Below are 22,720 nucleotides of genomic sequence, written 5' to 3'. Positions count from 1 at the left end.
CATCGCGGGCAAGCCTTGCTCCCACAGGTTCATTCCCACAGAAGCTCGCACACAGTGGGGGCGATTTATTTACGCGCCACAATCACCGCCCGCATCGGCGCCGGCAGGCCTTCGATGGTCTTGCTGTGGTCGGCGGGGTCGAGAAAGTCGCTCAGCGACTGATATTTCATCCACTCAGTGCCGCGCTGTTCTTCCACCGTCGTGACGCACACATCGACGCAACGCACATCGCTGAACCCGGCGCGGCGCAGCCAGCGTTCCAGGGCTGGGACCGAAGGCAGGAACCAGACGTTACGCATCTGCGCGTAGCGATCCTCGGGCACCAGCACCTGATGTTCGTCGCCCTCGATCACCAATGTTTCCAATACCAGTTCTCCGCCCTTGACCAGGCAATCCTTGAGCGCCAGCAAATGCTCGATTGGCGAGCGGCGATGGTAAAACACGCCCATGGAAAACACCGTATCGAAGCCTTCCAGCTCCGGCGGCAGGGCCTCGAATGGGAAAGGCAGGTGCCAGGCGTTGGGCTGCGAGAGGTAGCGCTGCACCGCCTGGAACTGGCAGAAGAACAGCCAGTTGGGGTCGACGCCGATCACCGTATCGGCCCCGGCGCCGAGCATCCGCCACATGTAATAACCGTTGCCACAGCCCACATCGAGAATGCGCTTGCCCGTCAGGTCCAGGTGCGGGGCCACCCGCGACCACTTCCAGTCCGAACGCCATTCGGTGTCAACGTGCACGCCAAACAGGTCGAAAGGCCCTTTGCGCCACGGTGACAGGCCCATCAGCGCGGTGCGCATCTGCGCACGGGTTTCGTCGCTGCAATCGGTGTCGAGGGTCAGGCCGTTCAGCAGGTCGACTCGGCTCGGTTGCAGCACTGGCAAGGCATCGAGGGCGCTCTGCCAGCGCTCCAGGTCGCCATGACCCTTTTCCATTTTGCTGTCCAGTTGCGTTTGCAACGTCGCGGCCCAATCGGCCAGGGGGGTGCCGGCCAGATGGCGGGCCAGGGGAGACAGATCAATCATGGCAGGGCAATCAACGAGGCAAAATTAAGACACTGGAACCACGGCACGACTTTCGAGAACCCGGCCGCCAGCAGGCGTTCGCGGTGTTCTTCGAGGCTGTCGGGCTTCATGACGTTTTCGATGGCGCTGCGTTTCTGGGCGATTTCCAGCTCGCTGTAACCGTTGGCGCGCTTGAACGCCACATGCAGGTCGCTGAGCAGCGCGTGCTCTTGTTCATCGTTAAAGCGCAGCTTCTCCGAGAGGATCAATGCACCGCCGGGCAGCAGGGACTGGCGGATGCGGCTCAACAAGGCGGTACGTTGATCCGGCGCGATGAATTGCAGGGTGAAGTTCAGCGCAACCACCGAGGCCGGCTGGAACGTCAGGGCGAGGATGTCGCCTTCGATCACTTCAACCGGTAGCAACTCCTGGAACATCGAGTCCTGGCCGTTAAGGTACTCGCGGCAACGTTCGACCATCGCCGCCGAGTTATCCACCGCAATCACTCGGCAACCGTCGGTGCGCACATGGCGGCGCAGCGCCTGGGTCACCGCGCCCAGGGACGAACCCAAGTCGTAGAGGACGCTGCCCGGCTGGGCAAACTGCGCGGCGAGCACGCCAAGGTTTTCGACGATGGTCGGGTAACCCGGCACCGAACGCTTGATCATGTCCGGAAACACCCGCACCACGTCCTCGTTAAAGGCGAAGTCAGGCACCTGGGCCAGGGGCTGGGCGAATAGACGATCGGGTTCTTTGCTCACGGCAGTTCCAGCGGCATGGGTGGTGAAAAGGCCGGCATTTTAACCAAAAAACCTCTGGGAGCGAGCCTTTGTGGGAGGCAAGCTCGCTCGCTGGCTCAATGCGGTTTTTGGCTGAACGCTGATGCCGCAATCCCCCACTGGCCCAGCCAATAGCTGATGATGATCAGGTAAGGCGCGGCATGAAAGGGCGCCACGAAGCGGTTGATGCCAATGACACTGTCGGAAAATACGAACGCCATGGCCCCGGCAGCGGCCAGCCAGGCCGAACGCTCGGGGACTTCGGTGCCCAATCGCGCCAGCGCACGCCAGAGCATGGCGCTGATGGCCAGGCCATAGACAATCACCGGGACCAGCAAAGGCCCGAGACCGCTCGATATCAGAATCCCCAGCAACGTTGCGCCAAGCCCCGAGGCCAGGGCCAGCGAGAGCAACGCCGGACGGCGACAGTCGCTGAGGTAGGCTTTCAGATAGGCCAGGTGCGCCAGCAGAAACGCGCCAAGGCCGAACACGAACAGATCCCCGGGCCAAGCCAGCAGCACATCGCCCACCAGCGAGAAAATCAATCCCAGGCTGATCCAGCGTCGATATTCGCTGGGTGGCGCATCGTGCAGCCAGCCGAGCAGGGCCAGTACTGGCATCGGCTTGACCAGCAGGCACAGCAGGGTGGCATGCACCGTGAGCCCGTACACATAGGTGGCCGCGCCCATCAATGCAAGGATCAGCCAACCCATGGTCAATTCACCGAAATGGCGCAGTCGAAGGTTTCCACCGGCGGTACTTCAGGTGCCCACGGCTGTTGATAAGTCAGGCGCAAGCGACCGGTTCCTGCCGTAAATGCCTGGAAACGCCAGGTTGATACCCCGGCCGCGCCGACGATGCCGGCGTCTTCCGGGTTGCGGTAAACCTCAGGTCCCAAGGCCTTCAGCACGCCGCCGGCCGAGTCCTGGATCGCCCAGCGATAACCGGTGCTGGGGTTGCTGGGCAAATTCAGGATCAGGTTCTGGCCGTTAGTGAGCTGCACCGGGCACTGGCTCAGTTTTTCCACGGTCACGTTGTGTTTCGGTTGCGTGGCACAGGCGCTCAGCAGGGCAAGGCTGAGAGGGACGAGGAGGCGGGTGAGGGACATAAGGGCTCCGGCATTCACGACGAACGGCGAGCATAACCGAAGATGCTACTGGGTGTGTCAGATGGGGATGTGTTGTTGCTGATGACGCCATCGCGGGCAAGCCTTGCTCCCACAATGGATCTTGGTTGCACACACAATCTGTGAGCGACATCGACCTCTGTGGGAGCAAGGCTTGCCCGCGATGGGGCCCGCACAGGCGCTACGGGATGATCAGAACAACACCTTAGCCACATCGGCAAACCGCTTGGCAAAGTGCACGGTGACGCCTTCCTTGAGGTAGTCCGGCAGTTCTTCGAAGTTGCCCCGGTTGGCTTCCGGCAGGATCAGCTCATTGATTTTCTGCCGTCGCGCCGCGATCACTTTCTCGCGCACCCCACCAATCGGCAGCACGTGCCCGGTGAGGGTCAGTTCGCCGGTCATGGCCACGCCTTTTTTCGGCGCCTGGTTGCGAGCCAGGGACAGCAAGGCGCTGGCCATGGTCACCCCAGCACTCGGACCGTCCTTGGGGGTGGCGCCTTCCGGTACGTGCAAGTGAACGAAGGCTTCGTCGAAGAACTTCGGATCGCCGCCAAATTGCTTCAGATGCGAGCTGACGTAGCTGTGGGCGATTTCCGCTGACTCTTTCATCACCTCCCCCAACTGCCCGGTGAGCTTGAAGCCGCGATTGAGCGTGTGGATGCGCGTCGCTTCGATCGGCAGGGTCGCGCCGCCCATGCTGGTCCAGGCCAGGCCGGTAATCACACCGACGCCGGACAGCACTTGCTCGTTGCGGAACACCGGCTTGCCCAGGGATGCCTCGAGGTCCTTGGGCCCGAGCTTGATCACGGCCTTCGGGTCGTCGATCAGTTTCATCACCGCCTTGCGCACCAGCTTGCCCAGCTGTTTCTCCAGCTGCCGCACCCCGGCTTCACGGGCATAGCCGTCGATCAGGGCCTTGAGGGCGCTGTCGGAGATATTCAGGCTGCCTTTGGACACGCCGGCCTTGGCCAGTTGTTTGGGCCACAAATGGCGCTTGGCGATGGCGATCTTCTCTTCGGTGATATAACCCGACAGGCGAATCACTTCCATCCGGTCCAGCAGTGGCCCGGGGATCGAGTCCAGGGTGTTGGCGGTGCACACGAAGAGCACTTTCGACAGGTCCAGGCGCAGGTCCAGATAGTGATCGAGGAATTCGACGTTCTGCTCTGGGTCCAGGGTCTCCAACAGGGCTGAGGCCGGATCGCCCTGGTAGCTCTGACCCATCTTGTCGATCTCGTCGAGCATGATCACCGGGTTCATCACTTCGACGTCCTTGAGCGCCTGCACCAGCTTGCCCGGCTGAGCACCAATGTAGGTGCGTCGATGACCCTTGATTTCGGCTTCATCGCGCATGCCGCCGACGCTGAAGCGGTAGAACGGCCGACCCAGGGTTTCGGCGATGGACTTGCCGACGCTGGTCTTGCCCACCCCCGGCGGTCCCACCAGCAGCACGATGGAACCGCTGATTTCACCTTTATAGGCACCCACGGCGAGAAACTCGAGGATGCGGTCCTTGATGTCACCCAATCCGGCATGGTGCTGGTCGAGCACCTTGCGCGCGTGCTTGAGGTCGAGCTTGTCCTGGCCATACACGCCCCACGGCACCGACGTCGCCCAATCGAGGTAATTGCGGGTGACGGCGTATTCCGGTGAACCGGTTTCCAGGATCGAGAGCTTGTTCATTTCCTCTTCGATGCGCTTTTGCGCCTGGGCCGGCAGGTCCTTGCCCTCCAGCCGTTGCTCGAATTGTTCGAGATCGGCGCTGCGATCATCCTTGGTCAGCCCAAGCTCCTGCTGGATGACCTTCAACTGCTCCTTGAGGAAGAATTCGCGCTGATGTTCGCCAATCTTGTTATTGACCTCAGCAGAAATCTCCTTCTGCAGCCGCGCGACTTCAACTTCCTTGCGCAGCATCGGCAGCACTTTTTCCATGCGCTTGAGCATGGGGACGCAATCGAGCACTTCCTGCAACTCACTGCCGGTGGCCGAGGTGAGCGCAGCGGCAAAGTCAGTCAGGGGCGACGGGTCGTTGGGGCTGAAGCGGTTGAGATAGTTCTTCAGCTCTTCGCTGTACAGCGGATTGAGTGGAAGCAGTTCCTTGATCGCATTGATCAGCGCCATGCCATACGCCTTGACCTCGTCGGTCGGCTCGCTTGGCTGGTGCGGGTATTCGACTTCCACCAGGTACGGTGGGCGATGGTGCTTGAGCCAGGTACGGATGCGCACGCGGGTCAGGCCCTGGGCGACGAACTGCAGTTTGCCGCCTTCGCGACTGGCGTGGTGCACCTTGACCAGCGTGCCGTACAGCGGCAACGCCGACGTGTCGAAGTGGCGCGGATCCTCCTGGGGCGTGTCCATGAAAAACAGCGCCAGGGAATGGTGTTCGGATTTGGCAACCAATTCCAGGGTCTCAGCCCAGGGTTCCTCATTGACAATGACCGGCAGCACCTGGGCCGGGAAGAACGGGCGATTGTGGATTGGAATGATGTAGACCTTGTCCGGCAGGTTCTGGCCGGGCAGGGCCAGGCCGGTGCCGGAGGAGGTGTGTTCGATGTGTTCGGGGTCGGCGTAATCGTTCGTGGCTTCGGTAGAGTGCTGGTCGCTCATGGGGCACCTGCGCAATGGAGTATGGGTCTTAGATGGGGCAGGTGAGGGGTGGTTTCAATGGTGGACGATTGTTAGCTGTTATTTCATTGGCGGGTTTGACATCCGTAGGAGCTGTCGAGCGAAGCGAGGCTGCGATCTTTTGATCTTTCACTTGGACCTCGAGCGTTTGTGGAAAGATCGCAGCCGCGCTTCGCTCGTCAGCTCCTACGCAGTTTGGGGTTCGCGTCAGTCTTCAGGTCAGGCGACCCTGTTCAAATCGTTATGGCGCGTCTCTTTCAGGCACAGCACGGCGATCACGCTGAGCACCGCCGCTCCTGAGACATAACCGCCTACGTAGCTCAAACCGCCCATGGCCACCAGTTTCTGGGCAAAGAACGGGGCGGCCGAAGCGCCGACGATGCCGCCCAGGTTATAGGCGGCCGAGGCGCCGGTGTAGCGCACATGGGTGGGGAACAGTTCCGGTAGCAAGGCGCCCATGGGGGCGAAAGTCACGCCCATCAGAAACAGCTCGATGCACAGGAACAGCGCCACGCCCCAGGTCGTGCCCTGGGTCAGCAAGGGTTCCATGAGGAACCCCGAGGCAATTGCCAGCACACCCCCGATGATCAGAATCGGTTTGCGCCCGTAGCGGTCGCTGGCCCAGGCCGACAGCGGCGTCGCGGCGGCCATGAACAGCACTGCAAAGCACAGCAGGCCGAGGAAGGTTTCGCGGCTGTAGCCGAGGGTGGATACGCCGTAGCTCAGGGAAAACACGGTCGAGATGTAGAACAGCGCATAACACACCACCATCGCCGCCGCCCCCAGCAACGTCGGCGCCCAGTATTGGCTGAACAGCTCGATCAGCGGGACTTTCACCCGTTCCTGGCGGGCCATGGCATCGGCGAATACGGGTGTTTCATGAAGCTTGAGTCGCACATAGAGGCCGACGATCACCAGCACCGCACTGAGCAGGAACGGGATCCGCCAGCCCCAGGAACGGAACTGCTCGTCGTCCAGGGTCATGGCCAGGGTCAGGAACAATCCGTTGGCCGCCAGAAAGCCGATCGAGGGCCCCAGTTGGGGAAACATGCCGAACCAGGCGCGTTTGCCCTTGGGCGCGTTCTCGGTGGCGAGCAACGCGGCGCCACCCCATTCACCGCCCAGGCCCAGCCCCTGGCCAAAACGCAGCACGCACAGCAGGATCGGCGCCCAGGCGCCAATGCTGGCGTAACCGGGCAGCACGCCGATCAGCGTGGTACACACACCCATCAGCAGCAGGGACGCCACCAGCGTGGACTTGCGCCCGATCCGGTCGCCGAAGTGGCCGAACAGCGCCGAGCCCAACGGGCGAGCGAGGAAGGCGATGCCGAACGTCAGGAAGGACGAGAGCATTTGTGCCGTGCCTGAAGTCTGCGGAAAGAACACCGGCCCAATCACCAGGGCCGCAGCCGTGGCGTAGACGTAGAAGTCATAGAACTCGATGGCTGTGCCGATGAAACTGGCGGTCGCCACGCGGGTGGCGGAGTTCGTCGGCGGGGCAGACACAGCTTCGTTGCAAGTGGTCGTTGTCATGCGGTTATCCCTGACAGTCATGTGCTCCATTGGAGCGAATTATTATGGTCGAACTCCCTCGGGCCGCTGGCGCTGTTTCCGGTAGGAACAGTCCCAGGGTTGATGCAGATTTTGCCGATGGACTGGCCGGAACCGGTTGGGTGCGGGGTAAGCACAAGGTTCGGGCGGCGCTGGATAAGCGGGTTGAGTATAGGAAGGGTGCTAACGATTCAACAAGAGAGCCCCAACGCAATAGTGGCGCTTTCGCACAACCCCTGTGGCGAGGGAGCGTGCTCCCGCTGGCGCGCGCAGGACACGCAGGAGTTGTGTAGGAGCTGTCGAGTGCAACGAGGCTGCGATCTTTCCCCAGCCACTTGGGTCTCAAGCGAAAGATCAAAAGATCAAAAGATCGCAGCCTTCGGCAGCTCCTACACGCAGCCCAGCGGGAGCCAGTTCCCTCGCCACAGATGGGGTTAGAGTGCTGTGGGCACCGAACTGTTGTGCCACACCAGCACCTGGCTGACGCGGTTGTCGACGGTTTCGATGATTTCCAGGCGGTAGCGACCAATCTTCAGGCAGACCGGGCTTTCGGGAATAGTCTCCAGTGCTTCGGTCACCAGGCCGTTGAGGGTCTTGGGGCCTTCGCAAGGCAGGTGCCAGCCCAGCGTCCTGTTCAGTTCGCGGATCGACGCGGCGCCATCGATCATGAGGCGTCCATCAGGCTGGGGATGGACGTGGGGGTTGTCGAGGCTGTGCTCGCTTTCGAACTCCCCGACGATTTCTTCAAGGATGTCTTCCAGGGTGACAATGCCCAGCACTTCGCCATATTCATCTACCACCATGCCCAGACGCCGTTGCTGCTTGTGGAAATTCAGCAATTGCAGCTGCAGTGGCGTGCTTTCGGGAACGAAGTAGGGTTCGTGGCAGGCAGCCAGCAACGCTTCCTGGGTCAGACTCGCGTCCTTGAGCAGGTGGCGGATCTGGCGGGTGTTGAGCACCGCTTCGACCTGGTTGATGTCGCTGTGAAACACCGGCAGGCGAGTGCGGCGGTTCAGGCGCAACTGTTCAATGATGTCGCCGATGGGGTCGTCGAGGTTGATGCCATCGACCTCACTGCGGGGTACGAGAATATCGTTGACGGTAATGTTGTCCAGGGCATGGATGCCGGAAACCGGATGCGGCCGGCCGCTGTTGTATTCGGGGTCGTGATCGTTGCGCGCGGGAGCAGGCATTTCATCGTCGTTTTGCTGTACCGCACTTGCCTGGCGGGCAAACGGACGCAGCAGCAACTGACTGATGCCATTCAACAGCCAGGCAAATGGATAAAGAATCTTCAAGGGCACGCCAAGCAAGGCGTTGCCCAACGCCAGTACCGCATCGGGATGGCGGGTGGCCAGGGTGCGCGGCAGGTAATCGGCAAAGACCAGCAAGGCCGCACTGGTACCGAGCCAAGCCACCCAGGGGCCGTGTTGCAACCAGGTAAAGATCGCCAGCAGTGTTCCGATCACCACCGCGAGGGCGCGGCAGAGGGTATTGCACAGAATCAGACTGTCCCGGGGGAAGCTCAGCTTCGCCAGCGGTTTGTCACCGGCGCGCGAAGCCTTGCGTTGGGCCAGCAAATGCTGCTGGGCGGCTTCGATGGCCGTGAACAGGGCGGACCAGAGGATCAGCACGACCAGTACAGCGAACAGCGGGCCCATGGGCAACCTATCCATCAGAGCCGTCCGTCAGACATGCAGAATGTATTCACGAACTAACTTGCTGCCGAAGTACGCCAGCATCAGCAGGCAGAAACCGGCCAGGGTCCAGCGAATGGCTTTATGGCCGCGCCAGCCCAGACGGTTGCGGCCCCACAGCAGTACGCTGAACACTACCCACGCCAGGCACGCCAGCAGAGTTTTGTGCACCAGGTGCTGGGCGAACAGGTTCTCGACGAACAACCAGCCAGAGAGCAGCGACAGCGACAGCAGCGTCCAGCCGGCCCAGAGGAAGCCGAACAGCAGGCTTTCCATGGTTTGCAGCGGCGGGAAGTTGCGGATCAGCCCGGAGGGGTGCTTATGCTTGAGCTGGTGATCCTGCACCAGCAGCAGCAGGGCCTGGAACACCGCGATGGTGAACAGGCCGTAGGCGAGGATCGAGAGCAGTATGTGGGCCAGGATGCCCGGTTCTTCATCGATGATCTGCACCGTGCCCGACGGCGCGAATTGTGCCAGCAGCACCGTGGCCAGTCCCAGCGGGAAAAGCAGCACCAGCAGGTTTTCCACCGGGATGCGTGAACAGGCCAGCAGCGTCAGGGCGATCACGGCCACGGCAATGAGGCTGGCGGCGTTGAAGAAGTCCAGGCCCAGGCCAATTGGCGTCATCAGGTGGGTATAAAGGCTGGCCGCGTGGCCGAGCACCGCCAGCACGCCAAGCATGACCAGCAGGCGTTTGTTCGCCTTGGCGCCGGTGGCCAGGCGGGAGCCTTGATAGAAGGTCGCAGCGGCATAAAGACAAGCGGCGGCGAGGGAGGCAAGCAAACTGGGTGACAAGGGGAGCATAAATCCTGTTAGGCAGGCCCGAAAGGCGCTGAGTTTGGCATAGAATCCCCATCGCACGAAAGACCAGCGCAACTGACGGCGAGGTGTGCGCCGGGCGCAGTCTTCGCTATAATCCGCGACCTGCCCACGCCGCAGGCTCGCCGAGCACACTTTTTACGGTCTGGGCCGCCATTATCCCGGTCATATCTGGGCCTGAAAGGATCGCGCATGTTTGAAAACCTAACCGACCGTCTCTCGCAGACGCTGCGCCATGTCACCGGCAAGGCGAAGCTGACCGAGGACAACATCAAAGACACCCTGCGCGAAGTGCGCATGGCGTTGCTCGAAGCCGACGTCGCCCTGCCGGTGGTCAAGGACTTCGTCAATTCGGTCAAGGAGCGCGCCGTCGGCGCCGAGGTGTCGCGCAGCCTGACGCCGGGCCAGGCGTTCGTGAAGATCGTCCAGGCCGAACTCGAAAGCCTGATGGGCGCCGCCAACGAAGACCTGAACCTGAGCGCCGTGCCGCCAGCGGTGGTGCTGATGGCAGGCCTGCAGGGCGCGGGTAAGACCACCACGGCCGGCAAGCTGGCGCGCTTCCTTAAAGAGCGCAAGAAGAAGTCGGTGATGGTGGTGTCCGCGGACATCTATCGCCCGGCGGCGATCAAACAGCTCGAAACCCTGGCCAACGACATCGGCGTGACATTCTTCCCGTCCGACCTGAGCCAGAAGCCGGTGGACATCGCCCAGGCGGCTATTAAAGAAGCAAAACTGAAGTTCATCGACGTGGTCATCGTTGATACCGCCGGTCGCCTGCACATCGACGAAGAGATGATGGGCGAGATCAAGGCGCTGCATGCCGCGATCAACCCGGTGGAAACCCTGTTCGTGGTCGATGCCATGACCGGCCAGGACGCGGCCAACACCGCCAAGGCGTTCGGTGATGCGCTGCCGCTGACCGGCGTGATCCTGACCAAGGTCGACGGTGATGCCCGTGGCGGTGCCGCGCTGTCGGTCCGTGCCATCACCGGCAAACCGATCAAATTCATCGGTATGGGCGAGAAGAGCGAAGCGCTCGAGCCGTTCCACCCCGAGCGTATCGCCTCGCGGATCCTCGGCATGGGCGACGTGCTCAGCCTGATCGAGCAGGCCGAGCAGACCCTTGACAAGGACAAGGCCGACAAACTGGCCAAGAAGCTGAAGAAGGGCAAGGGCTTCGACCTCGAAGACTTCCGCGATCAGCTGCAACAAATGAAGAGCATGGGCGGCCTCGGCGGCCTCATGGACAAACTGCCGAGCATCGGTGGCGTGAACCTGGCGCAAATGGGCAATGCCCAGGGCGCGGCTGAAAAGCAGTTCAAACAGATGGAAGCCATCATCAACTCCATGACCCCGGCCGAGCGCCGCGACCCTGAGCTGATCAGCGGTTCGCGCAAACGCCGCATCGCCATGGGGTCCGGCACCCAGGTGCAGGACATCGGTCGCTTGATCAAGCAGCACAAGCAGATGCAGAAGATGATGAAGAAATTCTCCGCCAAGGGCGGGATGGCCAAGATGATGCGCGGCATGGGCGGTATGTTGCCCGGCGGCGGCATGCCGAAAATGTAAAGAATCTGCGCCGGCTGTCATGCCGGCGTTGCCCCGCACGGATGCGGGGATCTCCAGCAAACCCGTGCTATGCGGGAGCTGACCTGCCGTTTTTCATGACGGCTCTATGGCAAATCTTGATCGCACGGCGCCAGGCGCCGGAAAAAGACATTTGCAAAAGTCCGGATATTCCTTAGAATATGCGGCCTTTCGGGCACCTATGCCCGCTGTGCATTTAGATTTGCAGCACCGACTACAGGAACGATGTTCACATGCTAACAATCCGTCTTGCCCTTGGCGGCTCCAAAAAGCGCCCGTTTTACCACCTGACCGTAACCGACAGCCGCAACCCGCGTGACGGTTCCCACAAGGAGCAGGTTGGTTTCTTCAACCCTGTTGCCCGTGGTCAGGAAGTTCGTCTGTCCGTGAACCAAGAGCGCGTAGCCTACTGGCTGAGCGTTGGTGCACAACCTTCTGAGCGTGTTGCTCAGTTGTTGAAGGAATCGGCTAAGGCTGCGGCCTGAGCAATATGAACGCGACGCCAAAAGATGCTGATGATTTGATCGTTGTCGGCAAAATCTATTCTGTTCATGGCGTTCGCGGCGAAGTGAAGGTTTATTCCTTTACTGATCCGATCAAAAACCTGTTGGACTACAAAACCTGGACGCTCAAGCGCGAAGGTAGCGTGAAACAGGTTGAGCTGGTCAGCGGACGTGGGAACGACAAGTTCCTGGTCGCAAAGCTCAAGGATCTCGATGATCGTGAAGAAGCACGTCTTCTGGCCGGTTTTGAGATCTGCGTGCCACGCAACCTGTTCCCTGAACTGACCGACGGCGAGTACTACTGGTACCAGCTGGTGGGTCTGAAGGTCATCGACCACCTCGGGCAACTGCTCGGGAAAATCGATCACCTGCTCGAGACCGGTTCGAACGATGTCATGGTGGTCAAGCCTTGCGTCGGCAGCCTGGATGATCGCGAACGCCTGTTGCCCTATACCGAGCAATGCGTGTTGGCCGTTGACCTTGCAGCAGGCGAGATGAAGGTGGAATGGGATGCGGATTTCTAAACGTGGCTAATTTGCGCGTTGAAGTCATCACGTTGTTTCCCGAGATGTTTTCCGCCATCAGCGAATACGGCATAACCAGCCGCGCGGTGAAACAGGAGCTGCTGCAGCTTACCTGTTGGAATCCGCGGGACTACACCACGGATCGGCATCACACTGTGGACGATCGCCCGTTTGGCGGTGGTCCGGGCATGGTGATGAAGATCAAGCCCCTGGAAGACGCTCTGGTTCAGGCCAGAACCGCAGCCGGGGAGGGCGCGAAGGTGATTTACCTGTCGCCCCAAGGCCGCCAGCTGACTCAGTCGGCGGTACGCGAGCTGGCAAAATCGGATGCATTGATCCTGATTGCTGGCCGTTATGAAGGCATCGACGAGCGTTTTATTGAAGCTCATGTCGATGAAGAGTGGTCGATTGGCGACTATGTACTGTCTGGCGGCGAGCTGCCGGCGATGGTCCTGATCGATGCGGTTACACGACTGCTGCCTGGAGCTTTAGGGCATGCAGATTCCGCCGAGGAAGATTCCTTTACGGATGGTCTGCTGGATTGCCCGCACTACACCCGACCGGAGGTGTATGCGGATCAGCGTGTTCCCGACGTGTTGCTAAGTGGCAACCACGCGCACATCCGGCGTTGGCGTTTACAGCAGTCCCTTGGTCGGACCTATGAACGACGCGCCGATCTTCTGGAAAGCCGCTCGCTTTCTGGAGAAGAGAAGAAGCTGCTCGAGGAATATATCCGCGAGCGGGACGATAGTTCACAACGTATCGATGGTAAGTCCGACGACTTGCCTTAGGAGCACAGCATGACTAACAAAATCATTCTTGCACTCGAAGCAGAGCAGATGACCAAAGAAATCCCTACCTTTGCCCCGGGCGACACCATTGTCGTTCAGGTGAAAGTGAAGGAAGGCGACCGTTCGCGTCTGCAAGCGTTCGAAGGCGTTGTTATCGCCAAGCGTAACCGCGGCGTAAACAGTGCATTCACCGTTCGTAAAATCTCCAACGGTGTTGGCGTAGAGCGTACTTTCCAGACCTACAGCCCGCAAATCGACAGCATGGCTGTCAAGCGTCGCGGTGATGTACGTAAAGCCAAGCTGTACTACCTGCGTGACCTGTCGGGTAAAGCAGCTCGCATCAAGGAAAAACTGGCTTAAGTCCAGCTTCCGATGCAAAAAAAAGCAGCCTGCGGGCTGCTTTTTTGTTGCCTGCGATTTGGTCTTTGAGCACCCTGCATCTCATCATTTCCATTTCGATGCCGCGTACGCACGCATCCCTCATGAGTTTTTATGCCAGCCATTGATCACCCGCTGATAGACCAGTTTCTCGACGCCCTGTGGCTGGAGAAGGGGCTGTCCGACAACACCCGCGATGCCTATCGCAGCGACTTGGCGCTGTTCAATGGCTGGTTGCAGGAACAAGGCCTGGAGTTGGCCAATGCCGGGCGAGAGTTGATCCTCGATCACCTGGCGTGGCGTCTGGAGCAGAACTACAAGCCGCGCTCGACCGCACGGTTTCTCTCGGGTTTACGTGGGTTTTATCGTTATTTACTGCGGGAAAAGCTGATTGCGGTGGATCCGACCTTGCGCGTGGAGATGCCGCAGCTGGGGCGACCGTTACCCAAGTCCCTGTCCGAAGCCGATGTAGAGGCGCTGCTGGCAGCGCCGGACCTCAGCGAAGCCATCGGTCAGCGCGATCGGGCCATGCTGGAGGTTTTGTACGCCTGCGGCCTGCGGGTCACCGAGCTGATCAGTCTGACGCTGGAGCAGGTCAACCTGCGCCAGGGCGTGCTGCGAGTGATGGGCAAAGGCAGCAAGGAGCGTCTGGTGCCGATGGGCGAAGAGGCAATCGTGTGGGTCGAGCGATACATGCGCGACGCCCGCCATGAACTGCTGGGCGGGCGCCCCAGCGACGTGCTGTTCCCCAGCCTGCGCGGCGAACAGATGACCCGCCAGACTTTCTGGCACCGCATCAAGCACCAGGCCAAGGTGGCCGGGATCGGCAAATCACTGTCCCCCCATACCTTGCGTCATGCCTTTGCCACGCACCTGCTCAATCACGGCGCCGACCTGCGGGTGGTGCAGATGCTGCTGGGCCATAGCGACTTGTCCACCACCCAGATCTACACCCATGTCGCCCGGGCGCGGTTGCAGGATCTGCACGCCAAACACCACCCCCGCGGATAGGTGGTGCATCGCTTTTGTGGCGAGGGCGCTTGCTCCCGCTGGGGCGTGTAGCTGTGTAGGAGCTGTGTAGGAGCTGTCGAGTGCAACGAAGCTGCGATCTTTCCACTACCCATTGAGTCGAAAGCGAAAGCGAAAGCGAAAGATCAAAAGATCAAAAGATCGCAGGCTTCGCCAGCTCCTACAGGGCACAGCGGGAGCAAGCGGCCTCGCCACAAATTTCCGGTTCTTATGCATTGCGTGTTGTCTTGCGACGGCGGCATTCGGCCACGCGGGCCTTATGTGGTAGGCTTTGCCGGTTTGCACAGTGGGCGGTTGGAACCCGAATCTGCCGGTCGGCGTTCCCCGTCCCATTTGTCCGTCTCAGGAGCTCCCATGCGTTTGATCCAGATGTTCACCGCCGCCGCCATTGCGTTGGCCAGTACTGTTGCCATCGCCGACGACGCGGCCGACAAGGCTATCCGCAAGAGCCTGGAAAACCTTCAGATGGAGGTGCCGATCGAAACCATCAGCGCCAGCCCCATGTCCGGCCTGTATGAAGTCAAGCTCCAGGGCAGCCGTGTGCTCTACGCCAGCGCCGACGGCCAGTACATCGTCCAGGGCAACCTGTTCGAGCTCAAGGGGGGCAAGCCGGTCAACCTCACCGAGAAGACCGAGCGCCAGGGCATTTCCAAGCTGATCAATGGCATTCCTGTTGCCGAAACCGTGGTTTACCCGGCGGTCGGCGAAACCAAGTCCCACATTACCGTGTTCACCGACACCACCTGCCCGTATTGCCACAAGCTGCACGCCGAAGTGCCGGAGCTGAACAAGCGCGGCATTGAAGTGCGCTATGTGGCGTTTCCGCGCCAGGGCCTGGGTTCGCCGGGTGATGAGCAGTTGCAGGCGGTGTGGTGCTCCAAGGACAAAAAAGCGGCCATGGACAAAATGGTCGATGGCAAGGAAATCAAGGCCGCCAAGTGCGAAAACCCGGTTTCCAAGCAGTTCGCCCTCGGTCAGTCGATCGGTGTGAACGGTACGCCGGCCATCGTTTTGGCGGACGGTCAGGTGATTCCGGGCTACCAGCCGGCGCCACAAGTCGCCAAACTGGCCCTTGGTGCCAAATGATCATGGGCAGTGCGTTTATGAAGATCACGGCTCGGCGAAAACCTTCGTCGGGCCGTTAAACACAAAGTCGCGTTGCTGCGCGGCTGTATTTCACGGCCGACCTTGCGTCGGCCGTTTCATGGGGAGTCAAGAGTGAATCCGGTCAAAGTAGGCATCTGTGGGTTAGGTACCGTCGGTGGCGGCACCTTCAACGTACTTCAGCGCAACGCCGAGGAAATTGCTCGTCGTGCCGGGCGTGGAATCGAAGTGGCACAAATTGCCATGCGCACGCCAAAGCCTCAGTTCCAGACGACCGGTATTGCGATTACCACCGATGTCTTCGAAGTGGCCACGAACCCTGAGATCGACATCGTCATAGAGCTGATGGGCGGCTATACCGTTGCCCGCGAGCTGGTACTCAAGGCCATCGAGAATGGCAAGCATGTGGTCACCGCGAACAAGGCGCTTATCGCTGTTCACGGTAATGAGATTTTCGCCAAGGCGCGGGAAAAAGGCGTGATCGTTGCGTTCGAAGCCGCCGTGGCCGGTGGCATTCCGGTGATCAAGGCGATCCGCGAAGGCCTTTCGGCCAACCGCATCAACTGGGTCGCCGGGATCATCAACGGCACCGGGAACTTCATTCTCACCGAGATGCGCGAAAAGGGTCGCACCTTCGAAGACGTGCTCGCCGAGGCTCAGGCCCTGGGATACGCAGAAGCCGATCCGACCTTTGACGTGGAAGGCATCGACGCGGCGCACAAGCTGACGATCCTGGCGTCCATCGCCTTTGGTATTCCGCTGCAATTCGACAAGGCCTACACCGAAGGCATCACCAAGCTGACCACCGCTGACGTGAACTACGCTGAAGCCCTGGGCTACCGCATCAAGCACCTGGGCGTAGCCCGTAGCACGGCCAGTGGCATCGAACTGCGCGTGCACCCGACCTTGATCCCGGCCGATCGCTTGATCGCCAACGTCAACGGCGTGATGAACGCCGTGATGGTCAATGGCGACGCCGCCGGCTCCACGCTGTTCTACGGCGCTGGCGCCGGCATGGAACCGACCGCTTCCTCGGTGGTGGCCGATCTGGTGGATGTGGTGCGTGCGATGACCTCCGACCCGGAGAACCGTGTGCCACACCTGGCTTTCCAGCCGGACTCGCTGTCGGATCATCCGATTCTTCCGATCGAAGCATGCGAAAGTGCCTACTACCTGCGTATCCAGGCCAAGGACCACCCAGGGGTACTGGCTCAGGTGGCGAGCATCCTTTCGGAGCGCGGCATCAACATCGAGTCGATCATGCAGAAGGAAGTCGAGGAACACGATGGCCTGGTGCCGATGATCCTGCTGACCCATCGTGTGGTCGAGCAGCGCATCAACGACGCGATCACCGCGTTGGAGGCCCTGCAGGGCGTTGTCGGGCCGGTGGTCCGTATCCGCGTCGAGCATTTGAATTGAAGCAGCTGCAAGCGCCAAGCTGAAAGCTGCAAGTTAAGTCAATACAGCTGCAAGCCATGAGCTGCAAGCTACAAGTAGAAGCCCGGCTGCTTTTAACTTGTAGCTTGTAGCTCGTAGCTCGAAGCTCAAACCAAAGGTTTGCCCCCATGCGCTATATCAGCACCCGCGGCCAGGCACCGGCCCTGAATTTCGAAGATGTCCTGCTGGCCGGCCTGGCCACGGACGGCGGCCTCTATGTGCCGGAAAACCTGCCGCGCTTCACCCAGGAAGAGATCGCCTCCTGGGCTGGTTTGCCGTATCACGAGCTGGCCTTCCGGGTCATGCGCCCGTTTGTCACCGGCAGCATTCCGGATGCCGACTTCAAGAAAATCCTGGAAGAGACCTATGGCGTCTTTTCCCACAACGCCATCGCGCCGCTGCGTCAGCTCAACGGTAACGAATGGGTGATGGAGCTGTTCCACGGCCCGACCCTGGCCTTCAAGGACTTCGCCCTGCAATTGCTCGGTCGTCTGCTGGACTACGTGCTGCAAAAGCGTGGCGAGCGTGTCGTGATTGTCGGTGCCACTTCCGGCGATACCGGTTCGGCCGCCATCGAAGGTTGCAAGCATTGCGAGAACGTCGACATTTTCATCCTGCACCCGCACAACCGTGTCTCGGAAGTGCAGCGTCGGCAGATGACGACGATTTTCGGCGATAACATCCATAACATCGCCATCGAAGGCAACTTCGATGACTGCCAGGAAATGGTCAAGGCCAGTTTTGCCGACCAGAGCTTCCTCAAGGGTACGCGGCTGGTCGCGGTGAATTCGATCAACTGGGCGCGGATCATGGCCCAGATCGTTTATTACTTCCACGCGGCCCTGCAATTGGGCGGCCCGGCCCGCTCGGTATCGTTCTCGGTGCCTACGGGTAACTTCGGCGATATCTTTGCCGGTTATCTGGCGCGCAACATGGGGCTGCCGATCAACCAGTTGATCGTCGCCACCAACCGCAACGACATCCTGCACCGCTTCATGAGCGGCAACCAGTACGTCAAGGAAACCCTGCACGCTACGCTGTCGCCGTCCATGGATATCATGGTGTCGTCGAACTTCGAGCGCTTGCTGTTCGACCTGCACGGTCGCAATGGCGCGGCAATTGCCGGCCTGATGGACAGCTTCCGGCAGGGCGGTGGTTTCAGCGTCGAGCCTGAGCGCTGGACCGAAGCGCGCAAGCTGTTTGACTCCCTGGCGGTGGATGATGCGCAAACCTGCGAGACCATTGCCGAGGTGTTCGAGCAGAGCGGTGAATTGCTCGATCCACATACGGCCATCGGTGTGAGAGCCGCTCGTGAGTGCCGTCGCAGTCTGGACATCCCGATGGTGATCCTGGGCACTGCTCATCCGGTCAAGTTTCCGGAAGCGGTGGAGAAGGCCGGTGTAGGAAAAGCGCTCGAACTACCCGCACACCTTTCTGATTTGTTTGAGCGAGATGAGCGTTGCACCGTGTTGCCCAATGACTTGAAAGCCGTGCAGGCCTTTGTCAGTCAGCATGGCAACCGTGGCAAGCCTCTCTGAGCGCTGAAACCTGTCACATTTTGAAGCCCGTCTCCTGACGGGCTTTCTTGTTTCTGCATGCCAAACTGATCGGGTTTTCGCCCTTGGAGGGACGGGCGAGTAATCTCGAAGGATATGCAGATGTTGTTTTTTATCAGACGCAAACCAGCCCTGGGCTGGATGATGGGCCTGGTCCTGGTGTACTGGGCACTGGGGGTGGACGCCGCTCAGTTGGCGGCCTACGAAACGCCACCGTTCGGCCCCGGCGAGCGGTTGGTGCTGGATCCGCAGGAATTGAAGTGGATCGAGCAAAACCCGCAGGTCATCGTGGCCTCGATGCAGTTTCCGTTGTACCTGTTCAAGAATGAGCATGGGCAGTGGAACGGCCTGAACAACGACATTCTCCAGCGTATTGCGCACATGACAGGCCTTGAGTTTGTGCATCGGGAGTCGTTCTCCCCTGAACAATTACTGGCGATGCTGGAGAACGCAGAGGCCGACATGACGACCACGCTGGCGATGAACGACGAGCGCAGGGATTTTCTGAACTTCAGCCACGCCTTTGGCGGCTCCGGCTGGGTATTCGTCGGACGCGACGGGGAGGCCGTCCCCGATTCGCTGGAGCAGCTCAATGGCAAGATCCTGGCATTGCCGGCACGGCATGCCTTGGAGGCGCAAATCCGGCGCGACTATCCGGCCATCGAATTGCGCACGGTCAAGACTTACGGGGAAGCGAGGGCCCTGGTGGAGAGCCGGGAGGCCCACGCCACCATCGAAAACGAAACCGGGGTGCACCTTTATCCGGCGGGACAGTTGCGCGTAGGAAGAAGTCTGGAGGGCAAGTGGGAACCGGACTATCTGGCCGTACGTCAGGATCTGCTCCCATTGCTGAGTATTCTGAACAAGGCGCTGGAAGCTTTTCCGGCCGAGGAAATGCGGGCGCTGCGTATCAAATGGATGGCAGGTATCGCCCCTGGCCAGCCGCCATCGGTCTGGTTGCGGATTTCCCAGTGGGGTTATTGGTGTGTGACGGTGGTCGTGTTGTTCGCTCTGCTGTCCCTGCTTTGGAACCGCCGCCTGCAGATACAAATCGACCAGCGTCTCAAGGCCGAGGCTGTCCTCAATGATCAGTTGATGCTCCAGAAGGCCTTGATGGATGCCATCCCCGATCCGATCTTCATTCGAGACCTGGAAGGGCGCCTGATCATGTGCAACAAGAGTTACGAAGAGCAGTTCGCGACGCGCTTTGAAAAGTTGCGGGGCACCCGGCTGACGGACTCTGCGGTGTTCCCGCCGGCTACTGCCGAGCAGCTGCACGGAGAGGTCATGGAACAACTGCGAACCGGCCAATCCCGGTTTGTCGATCGTCAACTGATGTTCAGGAGTGGATTACGCAAAATCTATCATTGGTCGGTGCCTTTTTATGGGGCCGACGGGCAGTTGCGCGGTTTGCTGGGAGGCTGGATCGATGTCGGGCGCCGGTGGAATCGCTCTGAGCCATTGCTGGCTTGACGCAGCCTGCTCGCGAGAAAATTTCTTCCAGCGGCCGCTGTTGTTTGCCTGTCATATTGGACGCGCATGCTCGGTTGAACGGCTTCGAGGTGTACCGGCTCGGTATGCGAACGAACTTTCTGCTGCGGCCCACGGTCATTTACTGTGCACAAGCAGTTGTTTTCGGACTATTGAAGGGTGAGCGAATGGAAAGTATCAGCCTATTGCTGGGTGAGGCTTTGAGCCCGTATCAGGTGACGCTGACTCCCTCTGGCGCCAGAGGCGAGTGCCTGGTAACGCTGAGGAATGCCTCCGGGGCCATCATGGTCGAACGCCTGTTCAACCAGGCCCAATTGACCGACAGACGCCAACTGACGGACGTGGTTGATGGCCTGCATCGCGATGTGCTGATTGCCGAGGGCCGGCTTGAGCCTTGTGTGATCGCGGCGCTGCGTAATCTGGCGCGTGACAAGGTCATGGCTCTCCCGAATTGAACACAATTTCGTGGGAACCTTCCTACGTCCTGATGAGTCAGACCCTTTACCAACAAGATCAAGCATTGTGCTCCGGTGCTTGTCGCTTGTTGTACCGACCTCAATGGTCGCGTTTAACCCCGAGTTGTCTCCCCACTTCTCGGGGTTTCTTTTTGCCCGTCGTTTAAGGTTTTGGCGTGCTCTGCCGCTGGGCGGCGCAGAAACTCTGTGGGAGCGAGCCAGCTCGCGACAGCGTCGGGTCAGTAGACCGGGTAATGACTGGCACACCATTATCGCGAGCAGGCTCGCTCCCACAGTTGATCTTCAGTGATCACAGACTTTCGTTCACAGCAGGGCGCATCAAATGGCGCCGTCGGTGCGCAGTTGGGCGATCTGCTGTGCATCGAAGCCAAGCTCGCCGAGCACCTGAGCATTGTGCTCACCCAGCGCTGGACCCACCCATTCAGAGGTGCCCGGTGTGTCGGAGAGTTTCGGTACGATGCCCGGCATCTTGAACGCCTTGCCGTCCGGCAGCTTGGCCTTGAGAAACATTTCCCGGGCGAGGAACTGCGGATCGCTGAACATATCTTCGGCGCTGAAAATCCGACTGGCCGGCACTCCCGCCTGGTTCAAGTGCTCAATAACGGTATCGAGCGGGAGCGAATTGACCCAGCGATCGATGACCCCGTACAGCTCATCGCGGCGGCTGTCGCGCCCATCATTGCTGGCCAGTTGCGAGTCATTGGCCAGATCGTCACGACCGATGACCTGCATGAAGCGCTTGAAGATCGCGTCGCCGTTGGCGCCAATCTGCACGTGCTTGCCATCGGCGCTGGTGTGGATGGACGACGGGGTGATGCCGGGCATGATGTTGCCGGTGCGCTCACGGATGAAACCGAACACGTCGAACTCCGGCACCATGCTTTCCATCATGGCGAAAATCGCTTCGTACAACGCCACGTCCACCACTTGCCCGGTTCCGCCGTTGACCTCGCGATGACGCAGCGCCATCAGTGCGCCAATCACGCCCCAGAGGGCGGCAATCGAATCGCCGATGGATATGCCGGTGCGCACCGGTGGCCGGTCTTCGAACCCGGTGATGTAACGCAGGCCGCCCATGGACTCGCCCACTGCGCCAAACCCGGGCTGATCTTTCATCGGTCCGGTCTGACCGAAGCCCGAAAGCCGCACCATGACCAGCTTCGGGTTCAGCGCATGCAATACATCCCAGCCCAGGCCGAGCTTTTCCAACACGCCGGGGCGAAAATTCTCGATCAGGATGTCGGCTTCGCCGATCAGCTTTTTCAGAATCGCCAGACCTTCGGGGTGCTTGAGGTTCAGGGTCAGGGATTTCTTGTTCCGCGCCTGGACGAACCACCACAAGGACGTGCCTTCATACAGCTTGCGCCATTTACGTAACGGGTCGCCGCCATCGGGCGATTCGACCTTGATCACCTCGGCACCGAATTCACCGCAGATCCGCGAGGCAAAAGGTCCGGCGATCAAGGTGCCGAGTTCGATGACTTTGACGCCCGCAAGGGGTTTGGCAGTAAGCGACATGACGGATCCTGTAGAACAAAGGCAGAACGAATAGAGCGTTTTATCATAGGCCGGCGCCAGTCGCCGCAGGTTGATGGTCGGCAATTCGTGGAATGCCCGCCTCATCGGTTAGACTTGCCGCCTTTCCTTGTATCAAGAAGCCCGTTCATGGCCCAGCCGTCCACGACCTATAAGTTTGAACTGAACCTCACCGATCTCGACCGCAGTGTGTACGAGAGCGTGAAGCAGACCATCGCCCGTCATCCTTCGGAAACCGAGGAACGCATGACCGTGCGTCTGTTGGCCTACGCTTTCTGGTACAACGAACTGCTGGCGTTTGGCCGGGGTCTGTCGGACGTCGATGAACCTGCGCTGTGGGAAAAAAGCCTGGATGATCGTGTATTGCACTGGATTGAAGTCGGACAGCCCGATGCCGACCGTCTGACCTGGTGCTCGCGCCGCACCGAACGCACCAGCCTGCTGGCCTATGGCAGCCTGCGGGTCTGGGAAGGCAAGGTGATCCCGGCGGTAAAGAACCTCAAGAACGTCAACATTGCCGCCGTGCCCCAGGAAGTGCTGGAGACACTCGCTAAGGACATGCCCCGCGTGATCAAGTGGGATGTGATGATCAGCGAGGGGACGATTTTCGTGACCGATGATCGCGGCCAGCATGAAGTCCAGCTGCAATGGTTGCTGGGTGAGCGCGGCTGATCCCGACGGGCCCTGTAGGAGCTGCCGAGCGAAGCGAG

Annotated in this window: 21 protein-coding genes; 12 read left to right on the top strand and 9 right to left on the bottom strand. The window is 60.2% G+C overall.

What is annotated here, in order from left to right; all coding sequences use genetic code 11:
* Nucleotides 1–65: 65 nt before the first annotated feature.
* The 8 genes from cmoB to HU811_RS12895 form a co-directional block, all read right to left on the bottom strand.
* Nucleotides 66–1,022, bottom strand: coding sequence for a tRNA 5-methoxyuridine(34)/uridine 5-oxyacetic acid(34) synthase CmoB (cmoB, locus tag HU811_RS12930; RefSeq protein WP_186656229.1), 957 nt, complete (start codon nucleotides 1,020–1,022; stop codon nucleotides 66–68).
* A complete protein-coding gene (gene cmoA / locus HU811_RS12925; RefSeq protein ID WP_092454076.1) occupies nucleotides 1,019–1,762 on the bottom strand; it encodes a carboxy-S-adenosyl-L-methionine synthase CmoA in 744 nt (247 codons plus the stop codon). Before cmoA ends, cmoB begins: the two co-directional genes overlap by 4 nt.
* Nucleotides 1,763–1,857: 95 nt before the next feature.
* Nucleotides 1,858–2,493, bottom strand: a complete 636-nt coding sequence (locus HU811_RS12920; protein WP_186656228.1) for a lysoplasmalogenase — start codon at nucleotides 2,491–2,493, stop codon at nucleotides 1,858–1,860.
* A gap of 2 nt (nucleotides 2,494–2,495) precedes the next feature.
* Complete coding sequence (locus HU811_RS12915) at nucleotides 2,496–2,888, bottom strand: protease inhibitor I42 family protein (protein WP_092402658.1); 393 nt, start codon at nucleotides 2,886–2,888, stop codon at nucleotides 2,496–2,498.
* A 210-nt stretch (nucleotides 2,889–3,098) separates the two neighbouring features.
* Complete coding sequence (lon, locus tag HU811_RS12910) at nucleotides 3,099–5,513, bottom strand: endopeptidase La (RefSeq protein WP_092402660.1); 2,415 nt, start codon at nucleotides 5,511–5,513, stop codon at nucleotides 3,099–3,101.
* A 237-nt stretch (nucleotides 5,514–5,750) separates the two neighbouring features.
* Nucleotides 5,751–7,064 (bottom strand): MFS transporter, encoded by a 1,314-nt coding sequence (locus tag HU811_RS12905; RefSeq protein ID WP_092454080.1) that lies wholly within the window; start codon nucleotides 7,062–7,064, stop codon nucleotides 5,751–5,753.
* A 452-nt stretch (nucleotides 7,065–7,516) separates the two neighbouring features.
* Nucleotides 7,517–8,758: an HlyC/CorC family transporter gene (locus tag HU811_RS12900; protein WP_186656227.1), complete on the bottom strand. Its 1,242-nt coding sequence runs from the start codon at nucleotides 8,756–8,758 to the stop codon at nucleotides 7,517–7,519.
* A gap of 12 nt (nucleotides 8,759–8,770) precedes the next feature.
* Complete coding sequence (locus HU811_RS12895) at nucleotides 8,771–9,583, bottom strand: cytochrome C assembly family protein (RefSeq protein WP_092402668.1); 813 nt, start codon at nucleotides 9,581–9,583, stop codon at nucleotides 8,771–8,773.
* 207 nt (nucleotides 9,584–9,790) lie between these two features.
* Between HU811_RS12895 and ffh the strand changes: the two genes are divergently transcribed.
* The 11 genes from ffh to HU811_RS12840 all read left to right on the top strand — a co-directional run bounded on the left by ffh (nucleotide 9,791) and on the right by HU811_RS12840 (nucleotide 20,453).
* A complete protein-coding gene (gene ffh / locus HU811_RS12890; RefSeq protein WP_092402670.1) occupies nucleotides 9,791–11,167 on the top strand; it encodes a signal recognition particle protein in 1,377 nt (458 codons plus the stop codon).
* 251 nt (nucleotides 11,168–11,418) lie between these two features.
* The gene (gene rpsP, locus HU811_RS12885) at nucleotides 11,419–11,670 is read left to right on the top strand and encodes a 30S ribosomal protein S16 (RefSeq protein ID WP_003198088.1); all 252 of its coding nucleotides are present in this window, start codon (nucleotides 11,419–11,421) and stop codon (nucleotides 11,668–11,670) included.
* 5 nt (nucleotides 11,671–11,675) lie between these two features.
* Complete coding sequence (gene rimM / locus HU811_RS12880) at nucleotides 11,676–12,212, top strand: ribosome maturation factor RimM (RefSeq protein ID WP_047227502.1); 537 nt, start codon at nucleotides 11,676–11,678, stop codon at nucleotides 12,210–12,212.
* Nucleotides 12,194–13,003: a tRNA (guanosine(37)-N1)-methyltransferase TrmD gene (gene trmD, locus HU811_RS12875; protein WP_177193387.1), complete on the top strand. Its 810-nt coding sequence runs from the start codon at nucleotides 12,194–12,196 to the stop codon at nucleotides 13,001–13,003. Before rimM ends, trmD begins: the two co-directional genes overlap by 19 nt.
* 9 nt (nucleotides 13,004–13,012) lie before the next feature.
* Nucleotides 13,013–13,363: a 50S ribosomal protein L19 gene (gene rplS / locus HU811_RS12870; RefSeq protein WP_003175895.1), complete on the top strand. Its 351-nt coding sequence runs from the start codon at nucleotides 13,013–13,015 to the stop codon at nucleotides 13,361–13,363.
* 132 nt (nucleotides 13,364–13,495) lie between these two features.
* Nucleotides 13,496–14,392, top strand: a complete 897-nt coding sequence (gene xerD, locus HU811_RS12865) for a site-specific tyrosine recombinase XerD (RefSeq protein ID WP_047227504.1) — start codon at nucleotides 13,496–13,498, stop codon at nucleotides 14,390–14,392.
* A gap of 372 nt (nucleotides 14,393–14,764) precedes the next feature.
* Entirely contained in the window at nucleotides 14,765–15,496 is a 732-nt protein-coding gene (dsbC, locus tag HU811_RS12860) for a bifunctional protein-disulfide isomerase/oxidoreductase DsbC (protein WP_186656225.1), read from the top strand.
* A gap of 132 nt (nucleotides 15,497–15,628) precedes the next feature.
* Nucleotides 15,629–16,933: a homoserine dehydrogenase gene (locus HU811_RS12855; protein WP_186656223.1), complete on the top strand. Its 1,305-nt coding sequence runs from the start codon at nucleotides 15,629–15,631 to the stop codon at nucleotides 16,931–16,933.
* Between the two features lie 146 nt (nucleotides 16,934–17,079).
* Nucleotides 17,080–18,489, top strand: a complete 1,410-nt coding sequence (gene thrC, locus HU811_RS12850; RefSeq protein ID WP_047227507.1) for a threonine synthase — start codon at nucleotides 17,080–17,082, stop codon at nucleotides 18,487–18,489.
* A 120-nt stretch (nucleotides 18,490–18,609) separates the two neighbouring features.
* Nucleotides 18,610–19,980, top strand: a complete 1,371-nt coding sequence (locus tag HU811_RS12845) for a transporter substrate-binding domain-containing protein (protein ID WP_186656221.1) — start codon at nucleotides 18,610–18,612, stop codon at nucleotides 19,978–19,980.
* A gap of 185 nt (nucleotides 19,981–20,165) precedes the next feature.
* Nucleotides 20,166–20,453: a DUF3509 domain-containing protein gene (locus HU811_RS12840; protein ID WP_186656218.1), complete on the top strand. Its 288-nt coding sequence runs from the start codon at nucleotides 20,166–20,168 to the stop codon at nucleotides 20,451–20,453.
* A gap of 339 nt (nucleotides 20,454–20,792) precedes the next feature.
* Here HU811_RS12840 and HU811_RS12835 read toward each other — a convergent pair whose 3' ends face one another.
* Nucleotides 20,793–21,992 carry a CaiB/BaiF CoA transferase family protein gene (locus HU811_RS12835; RefSeq protein ID WP_092402680.1) on the bottom strand — a complete coding sequence of 400 codons (1,200 nt, stop codon included), beginning with the start codon at nucleotides 21,990–21,992 and terminating at the stop codon, nucleotides 20,793–20,795.
* Nucleotides 21,993–22,139: 147 nt separating this feature from the next.
* On the opposite strand from HU811_RS12835, the gene HU811_RS12830 reads away from it, so the two are divergent.
* Complete coding sequence (locus tag HU811_RS12830) at nucleotides 22,140–22,682, top strand: YaeQ family protein (RefSeq protein WP_092402682.1); 543 nt, start codon at nucleotides 22,140–22,142, stop codon at nucleotides 22,680–22,682.
* Nucleotides 22,683–22,720 lie beyond the last annotated feature (38 nt).

The sequence above is a fragment of the Pseudomonas tehranensis genome (genome assembly GCF_014268615.1).
Classification (GTDB): domain Bacteria; phylum Pseudomonadota; class Gammaproteobacteria; order Pseudomonadales; family Pseudomonadaceae; genus Aquipseudomonas; species Aquipseudomonas tehranensis.
This window is presented reverse-complemented; position numbering and strand designations above follow the sequence as displayed.

What these genes read in the sequence shown, in the direction of transcription:
- cmoB (WP_186656229.1), bottom strand. Translation starts at nt 1,022, where the DNA reads ATGATTGATCTGTCTCCCCTGGCCCGCCATCTGGCCGGCACCCCCCTG.
- HU811_RS12920 (WP_186656228.1), bottom strand. Translation starts at nt 2,493, where the DNA reads ATGGGTTGGCTGATCCTTGCATTGATGGGCGCGGCCACCTATGTGTAC.
- HU811_RS12915 (WP_092402658.1), bottom strand. Translation starts at nt 2,888, where the DNA reads ATGTCCCTCACCCGCCTCCTCGTCCCTCTCAGCCTTGCCCTGCTGAGC.
- lon (WP_092402660.1), bottom strand. Translation starts at nt 5,513, where the DNA reads ATGAGCGACCAGCACTCTACCGAAGCCACGAACGATTACGCCGACCCC.
- HU811_RS12905 (WP_092454080.1), bottom strand. Translation starts at nt 7,064, where the DNA reads ATGACAACGACCACTTGCAACGAAGCTGTGTCTGCCCCGCCGACGAAC.
- HU811_RS12900 (WP_186656227.1), bottom strand. Translation starts at nt 8,758, where the DNA reads ATGGATAGGTTGCCCATGGGCCCGCTGTTCGCTGTACTGGTCGTGCTG.
- HU811_RS12895 (WP_092402668.1), bottom strand. Translation starts at nt 9,583, where the DNA reads ATGCTCCCCTTGTCACCCAGTTTGCTTGCCTCCCTCGCCGCCGCTTGT.
- ffh (WP_092402670.1), top strand. Translation starts at nt 9,791, where the DNA reads ATGTTTGAAAACCTAACCGACCGTCTCTCGCAGACGCTGCGCCATGTC.
- rpsP (WP_003198088.1), top strand. Translation starts at nt 11,419, where the DNA reads ATGCTAACAATCCGTCTTGCCCTTGGCGGCTCCAAAAAGCGCCCGTTT.
- rimM (WP_047227502.1), top strand. Translation starts at nt 11,676, where the DNA reads ATGAACGCGACGCCAAAAGATGCTGATGATTTGATCGTTGTCGGCAAA.
- trmD (WP_177193387.1), top strand. Translation starts at nt 12,194, where the DNA reads ATGGGATGCGGATTTCTAAACGTGGCTAATTTGCGCGTTGAAGTCATC.
- rplS (WP_003175895.1), top strand. Translation starts at nt 13,013, where the DNA reads ATGACTAACAAAATCATTCTTGCACTCGAAGCAGAGCAGATGACCAAA.
- xerD (WP_047227504.1), top strand. Translation starts at nt 13,496, where the DNA reads ATGCCAGCCATTGATCACCCGCTGATAGACCAGTTTCTCGACGCCCTG.
- dsbC (WP_186656225.1), top strand. Translation starts at nt 14,765, where the DNA reads ATGCGTTTGATCCAGATGTTCACCGCCGCCGCCATTGCGTTGGCCAGT.
- thrC (WP_047227507.1), top strand. Translation starts at nt 17,080, where the DNA reads ATGCGCTATATCAGCACCCGCGGCCAGGCACCGGCCCTGAATTTCGAA.
- HU811_RS12845 (WP_186656221.1), top strand. Translation starts at nt 18,610, where the DNA reads ATGTTGTTTTTTATCAGACGCAAACCAGCCCTGGGCTGGATGATGGGC.
- HU811_RS12840 (WP_186656218.1), top strand. Translation starts at nt 20,166, where the DNA reads ATGGAAAGTATCAGCCTATTGCTGGGTGAGGCTTTGAGCCCGTATCAG.
- HU811_RS12835 (WP_092402680.1), bottom strand. Translation starts at nt 21,992, where the DNA reads ATGTCGCTTACTGCCAAACCCCTTGCGGGCGTCAAAGTCATCGAACTC.
- HU811_RS12830 (WP_092402682.1), top strand. Translation starts at nt 22,140, where the DNA reads ATGGCCCAGCCGTCCACGACCTATAAGTTTGAACTGAACCTCACCGAT.